The organism is Nonomuraea sp. NPDC049607 (assembly GCF_040675375.1).
GTDB lineage: Bacteria > Actinomycetota > Actinomycetes > Streptosporangiales > Streptosporangiaceae > Nonomuraea.
Genome location: NZ_JBFAOV010000060.1, coordinates 20707 through 35395, shown reverse-complemented (window position 1 = coordinate 35395; position 14689 = coordinate 20707). Strand labels below are relative to the sequence as shown.

Sequence of the window (14689 nt, the reverse complement as noted above, 5' to 3'; positions counted from 1 at the left end):
CGCTCTCCGCGGGTGGGACGGGGGGGGGGGGGGGGTGGGCCCGGGGTGGGCCGGGCGCGGGCCGGCCCCACACCGCCCCGCGCGACGGGATCACGGGGCCAGCGCCTCCCGCACCAGGGCGGTGTCGGTGAACTGCTCGAAACGGGTGGCCACGCCGTCCTCCAGGTGCCAGACGTGGGTGAAGCGCACCTTCATCGACTTGCCGGTGGCCCGGTAGGTGCCGCTGTAGTGGCCGATCGCCACGACCACGTCGCCGCCGTCGACGAACTCCTCCGGCTCGGCCTGGTAGCCGTCCCACTCGCTGCCCAGCTTGGCGAACACCTCCGACAGCACCTGCTCCGGCCCCACGTACGTGCCCCCGTACGGGAAGCCGGCCATCTCCGTCCACCGGGCCTGCGGGCCCAGCAGGGACACGATGCCGTTCACGTCGCCGGCCGCCGAGGCCGCGTAGGAGGCGCGTACGGCGTCGAGATTGTCGCTCATCTGTGTTTCTCCTCAGACCGGTTCCTCACCGGCCGGATAGGTGACCTGACCCAGCGGCTCGATGTACGCGCCGCCGGGGGAGTGGTGGATCTCGCCCTCGCCCGACAGGCCGAAGAACGTGCCGACGGTGCGCAGGGCGGTCCAGTCGTAGAGCCAGGTGGCCGCCACCGGGATGCGGAACTCCCGGAAGGTGAACACGTACAGGTCGTCGGCGATCTTCCAGGCGGTGGACAGGTCGACGTCGCCGTGGCCACGCTGCGCGCCGGCCAGGCACTGCCAGGCGTAGCGCTCGGAGCTGAGGTAGACGTGCTCGTAGAGGTGCTCGGGGCTGTAGCGGTACAGGGCCCGCCGGCCGATCAGCTCGCGGGTCGGCGCGGGCGGCTCGCCGGTGACCTCCCGGCCCTCGATCACGCCGGGCGTGAACGTCTGCGACACCCGCGGCTGCCCCGGGACCGGCTCGGGCGCGATGACCGAGACGACGCGCAGCGCCCGGCCCGTGGTCGTGTGCAGGACGGTGACCGTGTACTCGCGGGGCCGCCCGGTGTGGGCGCGGCCGACGTAGAACAGGTCCTCGCGCATGGCCACGGCCTCGTACGCCTCGGCGGGCCCGCCGTCGGCGTGCACCTTGTAACGGCTCGCGAAGGCCAAAGACGTCTTGCTGCCGTCGTCGAAGGTGAGGTCCACCTCGGTGCCCGCGAGCGCGTAGGTGGCCGGAAGGCGGTTCGTGGCGATCCCGGGCGCGAAATCGTCCATGTTCTTCCAACCGGCAGGGCGATCGGTCATGAACGGGCTCCTTCCTCCACGAATTCGTCTATGAAATCATATAGCTTCCCGTTGTAAAGGAGTAGGCGATGAGGCTCAAGGGAAAGGTCGCGCTGATCACCGGGGCGGGCACCGGCATCGGCGCGGCGACCGCCCGCAGGTTCGCCGCCGAGGGTGCCTCGGTGATGCTGACCGGCCGCCGTCCCGGGCCGCTGGCCGAGGTGGCCGCGGACCTGGGCGACGCGGCGGCCGTGGCCTGCGCGGACATGTCCGACACCGTCCAGGCGCGGGAGGCGGTCGAGGCGTGCCTGGGCCGCTTCGGCGGGCTCGACGTGCTGGTGGCCAACGCGGGCGGCCACGGGGGAGGGCCGGTCGGCGAGACCGACGACGCGTCCTGGCGGCTCAGCCTCGACGCCAACCTCAACACCTGCTTCGTGACCTGCCGGGAGGCGCTGCCGGCGCTGGTGCGGTCGAAGGGGGCGATCGTCGTCGTGTCGTCGATCGCGGGCCTGGCCGCCGGCCCGGCCGTTTCCGGATATGTCACTACGAAACACGCGCTCATCGGCCTGACCCGCTCGATCGCCCGCGACTACGGGCCCCAGGGCGTCCGGGCCAACTGCCTGTGCCCCGGCTGGGTCCGCACGCCGATGGCCGACGAGGAGATGGACGTGCTGGTCGGCCGGGACGGCATCACCCGCGACGCGGCGTACGAGCTGGTCACCAAGGACGTGCCGCTGCGCCGTCCGGCCACCGCCGACGAGATCGCCGCGATCTGCCTGTTCCTCGCCTCGTCCGACAGTGCCGTCATGACCGGCAGCGTCGTCGTGGCCGACGGCGGCGCGACCGCCGTTGACCTGCCCACCCTCGCCTTCGACTGATCATCGACGCCTAGGCCGCCAGTTCCTGGGCAAAGGGGAGTTCTTCCGCAAACCCCCAGGAGGAACGGTGAGCACCGCACATAGCGCGGGCCGCGGGGCCATGGACGCGGGCCGCGAAGCCAAGGACGCGGCCCGCAGAGCGGCCGACAGCCCGGCGATGACCACGCTGGCCCGCGTGGGCCTGGCCTGCCGCGGCGTGCTGTACGCGCTGATCGGCGTGCTGGCGTTGCAGATCGCCTTCGGTGACGGCTCGCGTCAGGCCGACAAGTCGGGCGCCATCACCACCATCGCCGGGCTGCCCTTCGGCCAGGTGCTGTTGTGGATCATGACGGTCGGCTTCGCCGGGCTGGCGCTGTGGCAGGCGTCGGAGGCGCTGTTCAGCCACCGCAAGGCCACCGACCGGGCCCAGTCGGGCTTCCGCACCGGCGTGTACGTCCTGATCTGCGTGACCCTGCTGAGCGTGCTGCTGGCCGGCCAGGCCAAGTCCGACGACAAGCAGTCGCAGAACCTGACGAGCAAGCTGCTCGACCTGCCCGGCGGCCAGGTCATCGTCGGCCTGATCGGGCTCGGCATCGTCGCCCTCGGCATCTACTGGATCTACGAGGGCGCCACCAAGAAGTTCGAGCGCGAGCTCGACCTCGGGCGCATGTCGCCCAAGGCCCGCAAGGTGATGGAACGGCTCGGCCAGGCCGGCTACATCGCCCGCGGCGTGATCACCGGCGGCGCCGGCGTCTTCGTCGGCTACGCGGCGATCACCTTCGACCCCGACAAGGCGGGCGGCATCGACGCCACCCTGCGGCGCTTCGCCGACACACCGGCGGGGCCGTGGCTGCTCGCGGTGGTGGCGCTCGGGCTGTTGCTGTTCGCGGGCTACTGCTTCGGCGAGTCCCGCTGGCGCCGCACCTGACGCCACCCCGGCCGCGCGCCTGGACGCCGCACCTGGCGGCACCCTCGTCGCGCGCCCGGACGGCGCACCTGGCGGCACCCTCGTCGCGTGCGCGAGCGGCGGGTCCCCGGGCGGGGCCCGCCGCTCGGGTGTGTCCGAGGGGGCGGTCCGGTCAGGCCGGGCGGCCGGCGACCACCGCGCGTCCCATCGCCGGGTCGTCGCAGAACGCGCCGTCGACGCCGAGCTCGATGAGCCTGGCCAGCCAGCCGGCCACGTCACCGGTGGCCCGCCCGTAGACCGGGCTGGCCGGGTCCCCCCTGCGGTAGTCGGCCGGGAGCTGGGAGTTCTCGTTGCGGATCGTCCACACGTGCACGTCGAGCCGCCTGCGGTGGGCGTCCTGGACCAGCGTGGTCGGGGGCAGCGTCGCGCCCGCGGCGTCCACCGGGACCACGCGGCGGGTGTCCACGCCGATCCCGGCGGCGTACCGGGCCACCTCGCGCAGCCCCTCGGGGGTCACCATGTCGTCGTAGGTGCGCGTGCTGCCGGAGGCCACCCAGTCGTAGGGCGCGCCGCCGGAGGTGATGAGCTGGATGAGCGGCAAACGCGTGCGTTCGCGCAGCTCGCGCAGGTTCGCCGTCTCGAAGGACTGGATGTACGCCTTGCGCACGTGGTACCGGTTCAGCACCTCCAGCAGCGGCTCCTCCAGCGACAGCCCGACCGAGTCGAAGTACGTCGGATGCTTGGTCTCGGGGTAGACCCCGACGCCGTGCCGCTGCGCGAGCCGGACGACCTCCTCGAACGTCGGGATCTCGGCGACCCCGTCGAAGGCGGTGTTGTCCGGCCGCAGGTCGGGCACGCGTTCCTTGGCCCGCAGCGTCTTCAGCTCGGCCAGCGTGAAGTCCTCGGTGAACCAGCCGGTGACCGGCCGGCCGTCCACGGTCTTGGTGGCGCGCCGGCCGGCGAACTCGGGGTGGGCGGCCACGTCGGTCGTGCCGGAGATCTCGTTCTCGTGCCGGGCGACCAGCACGTGGTCCTTGGTCGAGACCAGGTCGGGTTCGATGTAGTCGGCGCCCATCGCGATGGCCGCCTCGTAGGACGGCAGCGTGTGCTCGGGCCGGTGGGCGCTGGCGCCCCGGTGCCCGATCACGACGGGGGCCTGGCCGCGGCGCTCGGCCGTGGCGGAGGGCGTCTGGGTCAGCACGACAGCGACCGTACCGCCGGCCAGGAGGGCGGCCAGCGCGCTCGCGAACAACCTGCGCGTCGTCATGCGGGCACGGTAGACCGCCGAGGTGGCCCGGACGTTACGCCTGGGCGCACAGTGCAGGACGGGTTCAGCCGAGGCCGAAACGGGGGATCGGCAGGTCCTCGGTGGCGACGTGCACGATGTGCGCCTCGGTGTAGACGTCGATGCTGTACCGGCCGCCCTCCCGGCCGAGCCCGCTGGCCTTCACGCCGCCGAAGGGCGTGCGCAGGTCGCGGATGTTCTGGGAGTTGATCCAGAGCATGCCGGCCTCGACGGACCGGGCCAGGCGGTGGGCGCGGCGCAGGTCGCTGGTCCACACGTAGGCGGCCAGGCCGTACCGGGTGGCGTTGGCCAGCTCCAGGGCCTCCTTCTCGGTGGAGAAGGGGGTGACGCAGACGACCGGGCCGAAGATCTCCTCCTGGAAGATCCGCATCGCGGGCGTCACGTCGGCGAAGACCGTGGCGGCCAGGAAGTTGCCCTCGGGCAGGCCGTCCGGGCGGCCGCCGCCGGCCACCAGGCGGGCGCCCTCCTCGACGCCGGCCCGCACGTACGACATGACCCGCTCGTAGTGCTCGGGATGGATGAGCGCGCCCAGTTCGGTCGCCAGGTCGTGCGGCGGGCCGACGCGGACCCGCGCGGCGCGCTCGGCGAGCCGGGCCACGAACTCCTCGTAGACGGTGTCCTGGACGAGCACCCGCGAGCTGGCCGTGCAGCGCTCGCCGTTGAGCGAGAAGACGCCGAAGACGGCCGCGTCGAGCGCCCGTTCCAGGTCGGCGTCGTCGAAGACGAGCAGCGGCGACTTGCCGCCCAGCTCCATGGAGAGCGTCTTCAGGCCGGTGGCGGCGTCGCGCATGATGGCCTGCCCGGTGGCGGTCTCGCCGGTGAAGGAGATCACCGGCACGTCGGGATGGGCCACCAGCGCCGCCCCGGCCCGCTCGCCGATGCCGTGGACGAGGTTGAACACGCCCGCGGGCAGCCCGGCCTCCTCCATGATCTCCGGCAGCAGGCTGGCCGACAGCGGCGACCACTCGGCCGGTTTGAGCACCACCGGGCAGCCGGCGGCCAGCGCGGGGGCCAGCTTCCAGGTCTCCAGCATGAACGGCGTGTTCCACGGCGTGATCAGCCCGGCCACACCGACCGGCTTGCGCACGACGTAGTTGAGCTGGGCCGAGCCGACGCGGTAGACGTCCTCGCCCAGGTTGCTGATGACGTCGGCGAAGAAGCGGAAGTTGTGCGCCGCGCGGCGGGCCTGGCCCCTGGCCTGGGTGATGGGCAGGCCGGTGTCGCCGCACTCCAGCTCGGCGATGCGCTCGTCGCGTGACTCGATGGCCGCCGCGATCCCGCGCAGCACCGCCGCCCGCTCCTCGCCCGTCATGCGCGGCCACGGCCCGTCGGTGAACGCCTTGAGCGCGGCGCGCACGGCGAGGCCGACGTCCTCGGCGTCCCCTGAGGCGACGGTCAGCGCGGGGCGGTTGGTCGCAGGTTCGAGCGAGGTGAAGGTCTCGCCGGACACGCTGGGCACGTGGGCCCCGTCGATGTAGTGCTCAAGGTTCAACGGGAGATCTCCTTGCACTGGGACGGCGGTTCCCCGGCCACGGGTGCGATCGATCCCCTGTCGGACGTGCGGCCGGCCTGCCAGCTCATGGCACTCCTCCGCCCCGCCACGATGATTTCCCAGGTGGAAGGCCCAGCGGTAGGCCCCTCGCAACCCCGTCAAATCGTATAGGACATCGTCGATGATACATGGGGAACCTATGGACAGAAATATCTGATGTCGTACATGATTTGTCCATCGGGGCAGGACGCACGGCGCTTCGAGGAGGGGTGCGAATGCGATGTCCACGACGCCTGGTGTGGTGGGCGGCCGCCATGGCTCTGGTGGTCTCCGCCTGCGGGACGGGCCAGGACGGAGGCGCCGCCAGAACGGCCTGCGGCACGGGCGCGCCCGCCACCGGGACTCCGATCACCGTCGGCGCGATCGTCACCGCGAGCGGCGGCATCGACTTCAGCTCGGCCACCAAGGCGGCCAAGGCGTACTTCGACTGCGTCAACGCCGGCGGCGGCATCGGCGGCCGGCCGGTCGAGTACCTGGTCGAGGACGACGGCCTCAACCCGCAGAAGGCCTCGGCCCTGGCCACCAAGCTGGCCGGCAACCGGGACCTGGTCGCCCTGGTGGGCGGCTCCAGCTTCGTGGCCTGCGGCGTGTCCGGCCCGATCTGGGAGCAGAACGGGCTGTTCGACGTGCTCGCGGTCGGCGTGCCCAGGGCGTGCTTCGAGTCGCCGCGCATCGCCCCGGTCAACGCCGGACCGAGGGTCAGCGCCGTGGCCGCCGCCCAGTACGCCGTCGAGGTCAAGGGCGCCAGAAGGGTCGCCCAGATCAGCAACCGGGTGCCGGGCGTCGGCGACTGGACCCAGGACGGCGTGCGCGCCTACCTCAGGACCAAGGGCCTGACCTCGGCCGGCGACGTGCTGCACGACCCCGGCATCAAGGACGCCACCGCCGTGCTCCTCGAAGCCATGCGGGGCCGCCCGGACGCCATCATCCTCCAGGACCCCGCCCCCGACGACGCCGCCATCCTCAAGGCCGCCCAGGCGCAGGGGCTCAAGGACAAGGTCACCTTCGTCTGCCTGACGCCCTGCTACGACACCACCTTCCCCGGCCAGGTCGGCTCCTACTGGGAGGGTTTCGTGTCCAACTCCGAGTTCACCCTGCTCGACGCCGGCACCCCGGACAACAAGCTGTGGCGCCGGGTCATGGACGAGTACGCCGACGACAAGGCCCCCCGCGACTCCTTCGCCCAGGGCGGCTTCCTGGCCGCCAAGATCTTCGTCGACACCCTGGCCAAGGCCGGCGGCACGATCGACCGCGCCTCGGTGAGCCGGGCCCTGTCGGAGATCAAGGGCTACCGCAGCGACCTGCTCTGCGCCCCCTGGTACTTCGGCCGCGCCGCCCGCCACAACGCCAACCACGACACCCGCTACGTCACGATGAAGGGCGGCGGCTGGTCCAAGGTCAAGGACTGCACCCCGACCCAGGACCCCGACCTCGCGCCGCTCCTGCGGGAGGAGAAACAGTCGGGGCTGACCGGCTGATGTTGCCGTTCGTCATCAGCGGGCTCGCCCTCGGCGCCGTCTACGCCCTGTCGGGGGTGGGCATCGTCGTGCTCTACCGCGCCACCGGCGTGCTCAACCTGGCCTACGGCGCGATCGGCGCGATCGGCGCGCTGCTGTCCTGGCAACTCCTCCAGGACGGCTGGCCGGTCGCGCCCGCCCTGATGGCCGCGCCGCTGCTGTCGGCGCTGCTGTCCGGCCTGTACGGCGGCCTGGTCGGCCCGCTCGTCGCCGCCCGCGACCCGCTGGTCAAGGCGGTCTGCACGCTCGGCTTCGCGCTCGTGCTGCTCGGCCTGTGCTACTGGACGTGGAGCGACGACCCGCGCACGCTCACCCTGCCGACCGACACGGCCGGGTTCGACGTGGGCGGCTCGCGGGTCACGCTCACCCAGGCGCTCGCCCTGGTCCTGGCCGTGGCGCTGACCGGCGGGACCGCCGTGCTGCTGCGCCGGACCGCCTTCGGCACCGCCATGCGCGCGCTGGCCGACGACCGCGAGATCAGCGCGCTGCTCGGCGTGCGCATCCGTCGGGTCGAGACCGTCACCTGGGTCGCGGGCGGCGCGGTGGCCGGGCTCACCGGGCTGGTGCTCGGGTCGCTCACCCGGCTGGAGGCGGGCACCCTGACCTTCCTGGTGATCGCGTCGTTGTCGGCCGGCGTGGTGGGCCGGTTCAGGTCGCTGCCGGTCACGCTGGCGGCCGGGCTGGCGATCGGGCTGGCCGAGGCCCTGGGCGGGGCGTGGGAGCAGACCGCGCCGTACCGGTCGGTGGCGCCGTTCGCGGTGGCCGTCGTGGCGATCCTGTGGTTGCAGCGCGGGAGGGCGAGGGCCAGGCGGGGCGGCACGGTCGAGGTGCGCGCGGCCGAGCCCGCGCTGTCGGCCCGGGCCCGGCCGCTGCCGCCCGGCGACGTCCGCTCGGTGCTGCGCGTGGTGCTCGGGCTGGCCGCCGGGGCGGCGGCGCTGGCGGTGCTGGTGCCCCTGGTCGTGGACGGCTACTGGGTGCGGGTGCTCACCTCCGCGGTCATCTTCGTGATCCCCGCCGCCGGCATCGCCCTGCTGTACGCGCGGCTCGGCCTGGTCTCGCTCGGCCAGGTGGCGCTGCTCGGCGTCGGCGGCTGGGTGGCGCTGCGGCTGGCCTTCGCCACCGGGTGGCCGTTCCCGGTGGTCGTGCTGGCGGCCGGGGCGGTGACGTGCCTGGTCGGCATCGTGTACGGGCTGCCCGCGCTGCGCCTGTCCGGCGTGGACCTGGCCCTGGTGACGCTCATGGCCGGAGGGGCGTTCCAGGTGGCGTTCTCGGCGACCGGGTTCCCCGACGGCGGCCCCGGGTTCCTCGGCCGGGTCGCGGGCAGCGGGACGCAGCAGGCCATGCCGCGGCCCTCGATGGCGGCCTCCGACACCGGCTTCTTCCGGTTCGCGGTCCTGTGCGCCGTGCTCGCGCTCGTCCTGGTCGTGCTGCACCAGCGCGGACGGCCGGGCCGGGCGTGGGCGGCGATCAGGAGCGGCGAGGCCGGCGCGCTGGCCGTCGGCGTGGCCCTGACCAGGTACAAGGTGTGGGCGTTCGCGCTGGCGGCGTTCGTCACCGGCACCGCGGGGGCGCTGCTGGCCGCCAACACCGGGCGGCTGGACCCGATCTCGTTCCGGGCCTCGGACTCGGTGCTGCTGTTCGCCGTCGTCCTGGTCGGCGGTGCGTACGGGCTGACCGGCGTGGTCCTGTCCGGCGTGGTCGGCCAGGTCGTCCCGGCCGCCCTCGACGCCGCCGGGCTCGACGGCAACCTCATGCTCGTCGTGTTCGGCGCGGGCACCGTGCACGCCCTGGTCACCGCGCCGCGCGGCATCGGCGGGATGCTAGAGGACCTGCGGCGGCCCGCATGAGGCTGGAGATCGAGGACCTGCGCGTGCGGTTCGGCGGCGTGCGCCCGCTGGACGGCGTCACCCTGACCTTCGAGTCCGGGCTGTGCGGCCTCATCGGGCCCAACGGCGCGGGCAAGACCACCCTGTTCAACGTGCTGTCCGGCTTCGTGCGGCCGGTCTCCGGGCGCGTCACCGCCGGCGGCGCGGACCTGCTGGCGCTCGCGCCGCACCGCAGGGCCCGGTGGGGGCTGCGCCGCACGTTCCAGCAGGAGCAGGTGGTCGCCGAGCTGAGCGCGGCGGGCAACCTGCGCCTGGCCGCCGACCACCTGGGCGGCCCGGACGAGGGCCTGCTCGCCTTCTGCGGCCTGCGCGACCCGGGACGCCCGGCGGGCGAGCTGACGCTGCCGGAGCGGCGGCGGCTGGAACTGGCCCGCGCCCTGGTCGGCACGCCCAGGATCGTGCTGCTGGACGAGCCGGCCGCCGGGCTGTCGGAGGCCGAGTCGAGGTCGCTGGCCGAGGTGGTGACGGCCGTGCCGGACCGGTTCGGCGCGCTCGTGGTGCTCATCGAGCACGACGTGGCCCTGGTCGGCGAGGTCTGCGCGACCACGGCCGTGCTGGACTTCGGCCGCCTGGTCGCCGCCGGCCCGACCGCGGAGGTGCTGGCCGACGAGCGGGTGCGCGCCGCGTACCTGGGGGAGGCGCCGTGAGCCTGGAGGTGCGCGACCTGCGTGTGCGCAGGGCCGGGCGCGAGGTGCTGCACGACGTGGCGCTCGACGTGCCGCCCGGCGAGATCACCGCGCTGCTCGGCGCGAACGGCGCGGGCAAGAGCACGCTCGTGCTCGCCGTGGCCGGGCTGCTGCCGGTCGAGGCGGGCGGCGTCAGCGCCGACGGGGACGAGCTGACCGGCCTGCGCCCCGAACGCGTCCGGGCGCTGGGCGTCGCCACCGTCCCCGAGGGGCACCGGGTGCTGCGCTCGCTGAGCGTGGCCGACAACCTGCGCCTGGCCGGTCCCGACCCCGCGCCGGCCCTGGCCGCCTTCCCCGAGCTGGACGAGCTGCGCGACCGGCGGGCCGGCACGCTGTCCGGCGGCCAGCAGCAGATGCTCGCCCTGGCCCAGGCCATCGCCGGCGGGCCGCGCTACCTGCTGGTGGACGAGCTGTCCTTCGGCCTGGCGCCCGCCGTGGTGTCCAGGCTCGTCCCCGCCCTGGCCGCGCTCGCCGAAGCCGGCGCCGGAGTGCTGCTCATCGAGCAGTACACCCGGCTCGCCCTGGAGCTGGCCACCCGCGTCCACGTGCTGGACCGGGGCCGGATCGTCCTGCGCGGCACGCCGGACGAGCTGCGCGGACGGCTGGGCTCGGCCTATCTGGGAGAGGGCGATGGAGACCTTTGACGTCGTCGTGGTCGGCGCGGGCTCGGCGGGCGCCGCGGTGGCCCGCCGGCTGGCCGACGACGACGCGCTGCGCGTGCTGCTGCTGGAGGCGGGCGGCCCCGACGTCAACCCCGACATCCACGACCCCGGCGGGGTGTTCCGGCTGTGGGGCGGACCGGAGGACTACGACTACCGCGTGGCGCCGCAGCGGCGGCTCGGCGGGCGGCGTCCGCACTGGCCGCGCGGGAAGGTCCTGGGCGGCTCGTCCTCGCTCAACGGCATGATCTTCGTCAGGGGCGCGCCGGCCGACTACGACGCCTGGGGGCCCGGCTGGTCGTACCCCGAGGTGCTGCCGTACTTCAGGCGGCTGGAGGACTTCGACCGGGGGGCCGATGACCACCACGGCGTGGGCGGGCCCGTACGGGTGATCGCCGACTACGCGCCGCACCAGGTCAACGCGGCCATCGTGGCCGCCGCCGTGGAGCAGGGCATGCCGTTCAACCCCGACTGCAACGGCGGCCGTCCCGACGGCGCCGGGTTCTGCCAGCTCACGATCAGGCACGGCCGCCGGCACAGCACGGCCGACGCCTACCTGCGCCCGCGCTGCGACCGGCCCGTCCTGGAGATCCGCACCCGGGCCCGCGCCCGGCGGCTGCTCCTGCGCGGCCGGCGGTGCGTCGGCGTCGAGTACACCCAGGACGGCAGGCTGCACCAGGTCGGGGCCGCCCGCCAGGTCGTGCTCAGCGCCGGGACCGTCGAGTCGCCGCGCCTGCTCCTGCTGAGCGGCCTCGGCGACGCCGCCGAACTGCGCCGGCACGGCGTCAAAGCGGTGGAGGACCTGCCCGGCGTGGGACGCAACCTGCACGACCACGCGCTCGTCCCGGTGATCGTGGCCGCCCGCCGTCCCGTGCCGCCCGCGCTGCCCGGCCTCCAGCCGATGCACAGCCAGCTCTTCTGGCGCAGCCGTCCCGGACTGCCCGGCCCCGACGTGCAGCCGCTGTTCTTCCACGTCCCCCTGTACGACGAGGGCATGACCGGCCCGCCGGACGCCTTCACCCTCATGGCCGGGATCGTCCGGCCGGAGAGCAGGGGCCACCTGGCGCTGACCTCGGCCGACCCCGACGCGCCGCTGCACATCGACCCCGCCTACCTGGACACGGCCGCCGACCGCGCGTGCATGCGCGCGGCCGTCGGGCTGTGCCGGGAGCTGGCCCACGCCGCCGCCCTGCGGGAATGGGCGGGACCGGAGCTCTACCCCGGTGATCGTGAACTGTCCGAGCACATAGAGAGGACCTTGGTGACCTACCACCATCAGGTCGGGACCTGCGCCATGGGAACCGTCGTGGACCAGCGGCTCAGAGTCCACGGCATCGACGGGCTGCGCGTCGCCGACGCCTCGGTGATGCCCGCCGTCACGTCAGGGAACACGAACGCGCCCGCCATCATGATCGGCGAGCGGTGCGCGGACATGGTGCGAGAGGAGATCGGCTCATGACCGGCCTGTACATCGGCGGCGCCTGGGGCCCGGCCGCGGACGGCGCGACGTTCGCCACGCTGGACCCGGCCGAGGCCACCGTCATCACCGAGTGCGCCGAGGCGGGCCCGGCCGACGTGGACCGCGCGGTGGCGGCGGCCAGGGCCGCGCTCGACGACCCGGCCTGGGCCGAGATGCCCGCCGCCGCCCGCGCCCGGCTGCTGTGGAGGGTGGCCGACCTGGTGGAGGAGCACGCCGACGAGCTGGCCGAGCTGGAGACCAGGGACAACGGCCAGCCGCTGGCGGTGGCGCGGAACGTGACGGTCCCCGGCACCGCCGAACATTTCCGATATTTCGCAGGATGGTGTACGAAAATCGAGGGCTCGGTGTTGCCCGTCTCGTACCCCGACACCCTCCACTACACCCGGCGCGAGCCCGTCGGCGTGTGCGCGCTCATCACCCCGTGGAACTTCCCGCTGATGATCGCCGCCTGGAAGCTCGCCCCCGCCCTGGCCTGCGGCAACACCGTGATCGTCAAGCCCGCCGAGCAGACCCCGCTGACCACCGTCCGGCTGGTGGAGCTGATGGGGCTCGCGGGCTTCCCGCCCGGCGTGGTCAACCTGCTGACCGGCGGCCCGGAGACCGGCGCGGCCCTGGCCGGGCACGCGGGCGTGGACAAGGTCTCCTTCACCGGCTCGACCGCGGTCGGCCGCTCGCTCGTGCACGCCAGCGCGGGCAACCTCAAGCGCCTGACGCTGGAGCTCGGCGGCAAGGCCCCCAGCATCATCGCCGCCGACGCCGACATCGACGCCGCCGTGGCGGGCAACGTCCAGGGCGCGCTGTTCAACAGCGGCCAGGTCTGCGCCGCGTACTCGCGCTTCTACGTGGACCGCAAGCGGGCCGACGAGTTCACCTCGAAGATGGCCGCCGCGGCCGAGGCGCTCAAGGTCGGACCGGGCCTCGACCCGGCCACCGACCTCGGCCCGCTGATCAGCGAGGACCACCTGATGGCCGTGGACACCCACGTCCGCGGCGCGCTGTACGATGGCGCGCAACTCGTCACCGGCGGCAGGCGCGCCGACGGCCCCGGCTTCTTCTACCGGCCGACCGTGTTCGCCGAGGTGACCGACACCATGGCCGTGGCCCGCGAGGAGGTGTTCGGACCCGTCATCCCGGTGCTGGCCTACGACGACCCCGAGGAGCTCGTCGGCCGCGCCAACGGACTGGAGTACGGCCTGGCCGCCTCCATCTGGACCGACGACCTGTCGACCGCCCACCGCCTGGCCGCCCGGATCAGGGCGGGAGCCGTGTTCATCAACATGATCCATGTGCCGGACGCCGCCACCACGTGGGGCGGCTACAAGGCCAGCGGGTGGGGGAGGGAGATGGGCCCGTACGCCATCGACGCCTACACCGAGGTCAAGGGCGTCTGGACACACCTGGGGAGGGTGTGATGGGAGAGCTCGTCCTGGCAGCCAAGATCACGCATGTGCCGTCGATCTGGCTGTCGATCCAGCCGGGCAGGCATTTCGGCATCCGCCGGCCCGCCGAGCTGGCCCTGACCGAGATCGGCAGGCGGGCGCGCGAGCTGGAGGTGGACACGTTCCTGATCGCCGACACCCACTGGATGAACAGCATCGGCTTCCACCTCAACGGCAAGGAGCGCCACCGCGACTCCTACGCCAGCCACGAGCTGCCGCACTTCATCCACGACCTGGACTACGACTACCCGGGCGATCCCGTGCTGGCCGAGCTGATCCGCGCCGAGATCGTCGCCGGGGGCCAGAAGGCGCTCGTGCACACCTACCGCGACCTGGGCCTGGAGTACGCGACGCTGGTCCCGATGCACTTCATGAACGAGGACTCCGCCATCCGGGTGCTGCCGATCGGCTGCAACGTCTACTCCTCGATCGACGAGAACCGGCGCATCGGCGAGGCGCTGCTGCGCGGCATCCGGCAGAGCGACCGCCGGGTCGCGTTCCTGGCCAGCGGCTCGCTCTCGCACGCCTTCCCCTCCAACGAGAGCGCCGAGTCGCTGCTCAACGAGGTCAGCAGCCCGCTGAACCGCAAGATCGACATGGCCGTCCTGGACATGTGGGCCGAAGGGCGCATCGGCGAGTTCCTGGACATGTTGCCCGACTACAACGTGCGGTGCACGGGAGAGGGTGCGATGGCGGACACGGCGATGTTGTTCGGCGTGCTGGGGTGGCGGTCGTACAAGGGACGGGGGGAGCAGTTGTGCCCGTATTTCGGCTCGACCGGAACCGGTCAGGTGGTCGTGGACTTTCCCGTGCCGGCGTACGATAAGATCTGAAATCATATGTGAAATAGGACAGACGGAGGTTCTGTGGCGAGGCTGTTCTCCCGGTGGCCCGGCCTCCGTCCCTCCGGCGGTCCGCGCGGACGGGCCGTCCGTGAGGGAAGGCAGCCATCCGACCCTTGCGTCCCGGCCGTCGCGGGCCGGTCCGCGGGGCCCGCGCGCCGCCTGTGCCCGGAAGGGCTGACGGGGGCGGCTTTCCCGGCGCGCGCGTGGCCGCGAAAGGCGTCGTCCGCGCTCGTCGTCGGGCAAGATGATGGGATGACAGCGGGCATCCAGCGTATCGTCGAGGTGACCCCGGGGGCGGGGCCGGTGAGGG

13 protein-coding genes are annotated in these 14689 nt (G+C 73.2%); 9 read left to right on the top strand and 4 right to left on the bottom strand.

Going from position 1 to position 14689, the window contains the following annotated elements; translation table 11 throughout:
- Positions 1–90: 90 nt before the first annotated feature.
- Both AB0J97_RS48980 and AB0J97_RS48975 read right to left on the bottom strand, forming a co-directional pair.
- Positions 91–483, bottom strand: coding sequence for a nuclear transport factor 2 family protein (locus tag AB0J97_RS48980; RefSeq protein WP_357707576.1), 393 nt, complete (start codon positions 481–483; stop codon positions 91–93).
- 12 nt (positions 484–495) lie between these two features.
- Positions 496–1266: a MoaF C-terminal domain-containing protein gene (locus tag AB0J97_RS48975; RefSeq protein WP_364103530.1), complete on the bottom strand. Its 771-nt coding sequence runs from the start codon at positions 1264–1266 to the stop codon at positions 496–498.
- A 68-nt stretch (positions 1267–1334) separates the two neighbouring features.
- Here AB0J97_RS48975 and AB0J97_RS48970 point away from each other — a divergent pair, with 68 nt between their 5' ends.
- Both AB0J97_RS48970 and AB0J97_RS48965 read left to right on the top strand, forming a co-directional pair.
- Entirely contained in the window at positions 1335–2123 is a 789-nt protein-coding gene (locus AB0J97_RS48970; RefSeq protein ID WP_357707581.1) for an SDR family NAD(P)-dependent oxidoreductase, read from the top strand.
- 67 nt (positions 2124–2190) lie between these two features.
- Positions 2191–3030, top strand: coding sequence for a DUF1206 domain-containing protein (locus AB0J97_RS48965; protein ID WP_364103527.1), 840 nt, complete (start codon positions 2191–2193; stop codon positions 3028–3030).
- Positions 3031–3181: 151 nt separating this feature from the next.
- Here AB0J97_RS48965 and AB0J97_RS48960 read toward each other — a convergent pair whose 3' ends face one another.
- Both AB0J97_RS48960 and hpaE read right to left on the bottom strand, forming a co-directional pair.
- The gene (locus AB0J97_RS48960; protein ID WP_364103524.1) at positions 3182–4276 is read right to left on the bottom strand and encodes a glycerophosphodiester phosphodiesterase; all 1095 of its coding nucleotides are present in this window, start codon (positions 4274–4276) and stop codon (positions 3182–3184) included.
- 64 nt (positions 4277–4340) lie between these two features.
- The gene (gene hpaE / locus AB0J97_RS48955; RefSeq protein ID WP_357707585.1) at positions 4341–5807 is read right to left on the bottom strand and encodes a 5-carboxymethyl-2-hydroxymuconate semialdehyde dehydrogenase; all 1467 of its coding nucleotides are present in this window, start codon (positions 5805–5807) and stop codon (positions 4341–4343) included.
- Positions 5808–6082: 275 nt separating this feature from the next.
- On the opposite strand from hpaE, the gene AB0J97_RS48950 reads away from it, so the two are divergent.
- From AB0J97_RS48950 to hpaD, 7 genes are read left to right on the top strand one after another with little or no spacing between them, the layout of a single operon-like run.
- Positions 6083–7345 carry an ABC transporter substrate-binding protein gene (locus tag AB0J97_RS48950; RefSeq protein ID WP_357707588.1) on the top strand — a complete coding sequence of 421 codons (1263 nt, stop codon included), beginning with the start codon at positions 6083–6085 and terminating at the stop codon, positions 7343–7345.
- Positions 7345–9231: an ABC transporter permease gene (locus AB0J97_RS48945; RefSeq protein WP_364103519.1), complete on the top strand. Its 1887-nt coding sequence runs from the start codon at positions 7345–7347 to the stop codon at positions 9229–9231. Before AB0J97_RS48950 ends, AB0J97_RS48945 begins: the two co-directional genes overlap by 1 nt.
- Positions 9228–9917, top strand: coding sequence for an ATP-binding cassette domain-containing protein (locus tag AB0J97_RS48940; protein WP_357707592.1), 690 nt, complete (start codon positions 9228–9230; stop codon positions 9915–9917). Before AB0J97_RS48945 ends, AB0J97_RS48940 begins: the two co-directional genes overlap by 4 nt.
- Positions 9914–10600 (top strand): ATP-binding cassette domain-containing protein, encoded by a 687-nt coding sequence (locus AB0J97_RS48935; RefSeq protein ID WP_364103516.1) that lies wholly within the window; start codon positions 9914–9916, stop codon positions 10598–10600. Before AB0J97_RS48940 ends, AB0J97_RS48935 begins: the two co-directional genes overlap by 4 nt.
- Positions 10587–12074, top strand: a complete 1488-nt coding sequence (locus AB0J97_RS48930; RefSeq protein WP_357707594.1) for a GMC family oxidoreductase N-terminal domain-containing protein — start codon at positions 10587–10589, stop codon at positions 12072–12074. Before AB0J97_RS48935 ends, AB0J97_RS48930 begins: the two co-directional genes overlap by 14 nt.
- A complete protein-coding gene (locus AB0J97_RS48925) occupies positions 12071–13507 on the top strand; it encodes an aldehyde dehydrogenase family protein (RefSeq protein ID WP_364103512.1) in 1437 nt (478 codons plus the stop codon). The genes AB0J97_RS48930 and AB0J97_RS48925 overlap by 4 nt, the downstream gene beginning before the upstream one ends.
- Entirely contained in the window at positions 13507–14367 is an 861-nt protein-coding gene (hpaD, locus tag AB0J97_RS48920) for a 3,4-dihydroxyphenylacetate 2,3-dioxygenase (RefSeq protein WP_357707597.1), read from the top strand. The genes AB0J97_RS48925 and hpaD overlap by 1 nt, the downstream gene beginning before the upstream one ends.
- Positions 14368–14689: the final 322 nt, after the last annotated feature.

Coding starts and splice junctions, on each gene's coding strand:
- AB0J97_RS48980 (WP_357707576.1), bottom strand. CDS start 483: ATGAGCGACAATCTCGACGCCGTACGCGCCTCCTACGCGGCCTCGGCG.
- AB0J97_RS48975 (WP_364103530.1), bottom strand. CDS start 1,266: ATGACCGATCGCCCTGCCGGTTGGAAGAACATGGACGATTTCGCGCCC.
- AB0J97_RS48970 (WP_357707581.1), top strand. CDS start 1,335: ATGAGGCTCAAGGGAAAGGTCGCGCTGATCACCGGGGCGGGCACCGGC.
- AB0J97_RS48960 (WP_364103524.1), bottom strand. CDS start 4,276: ATGACGACGCGCAGGTTGTTCGCGAGCGCGCTGGCCGCCCTCCTGGCC.
- AB0J97_RS48950 (WP_357707588.1), top strand. CDS start 6,083: ATGCGATGTCCACGACGCCTGGTGTGGTGGGCGGCCGCCATGGCTCTG.
- AB0J97_RS48945 (WP_364103519.1), top strand. CDS start 7,345: ATGTTGCCGTTCGTCATCAGCGGGCTCGCCCTCGGCGCCGTCTACGCC.
- AB0J97_RS48940 (WP_357707592.1), top strand. CDS start 9,228: ATGAGGCTGGAGATCGAGGACCTGCGCGTGCGGTTCGGCGGCGTGCGC.
- AB0J97_RS48930 (WP_357707594.1), top strand. CDS start 10,587: ATGGAGACCTTTGACGTCGTCGTGGTCGGCGCGGGCTCGGCGGGCGCC.
- AB0J97_RS48925 (WP_364103512.1), top strand. CDS start 12,071: ATGACCGGCCTGTACATCGGCGGCGCCTGGGGCCCGGCCGCGGACGGC.
- hpaD (WP_357707597.1), top strand. CDS start 13,507: ATGGGAGAGCTCGTCCTGGCAGCCAAGATCACGCATGTGCCGTCGATC.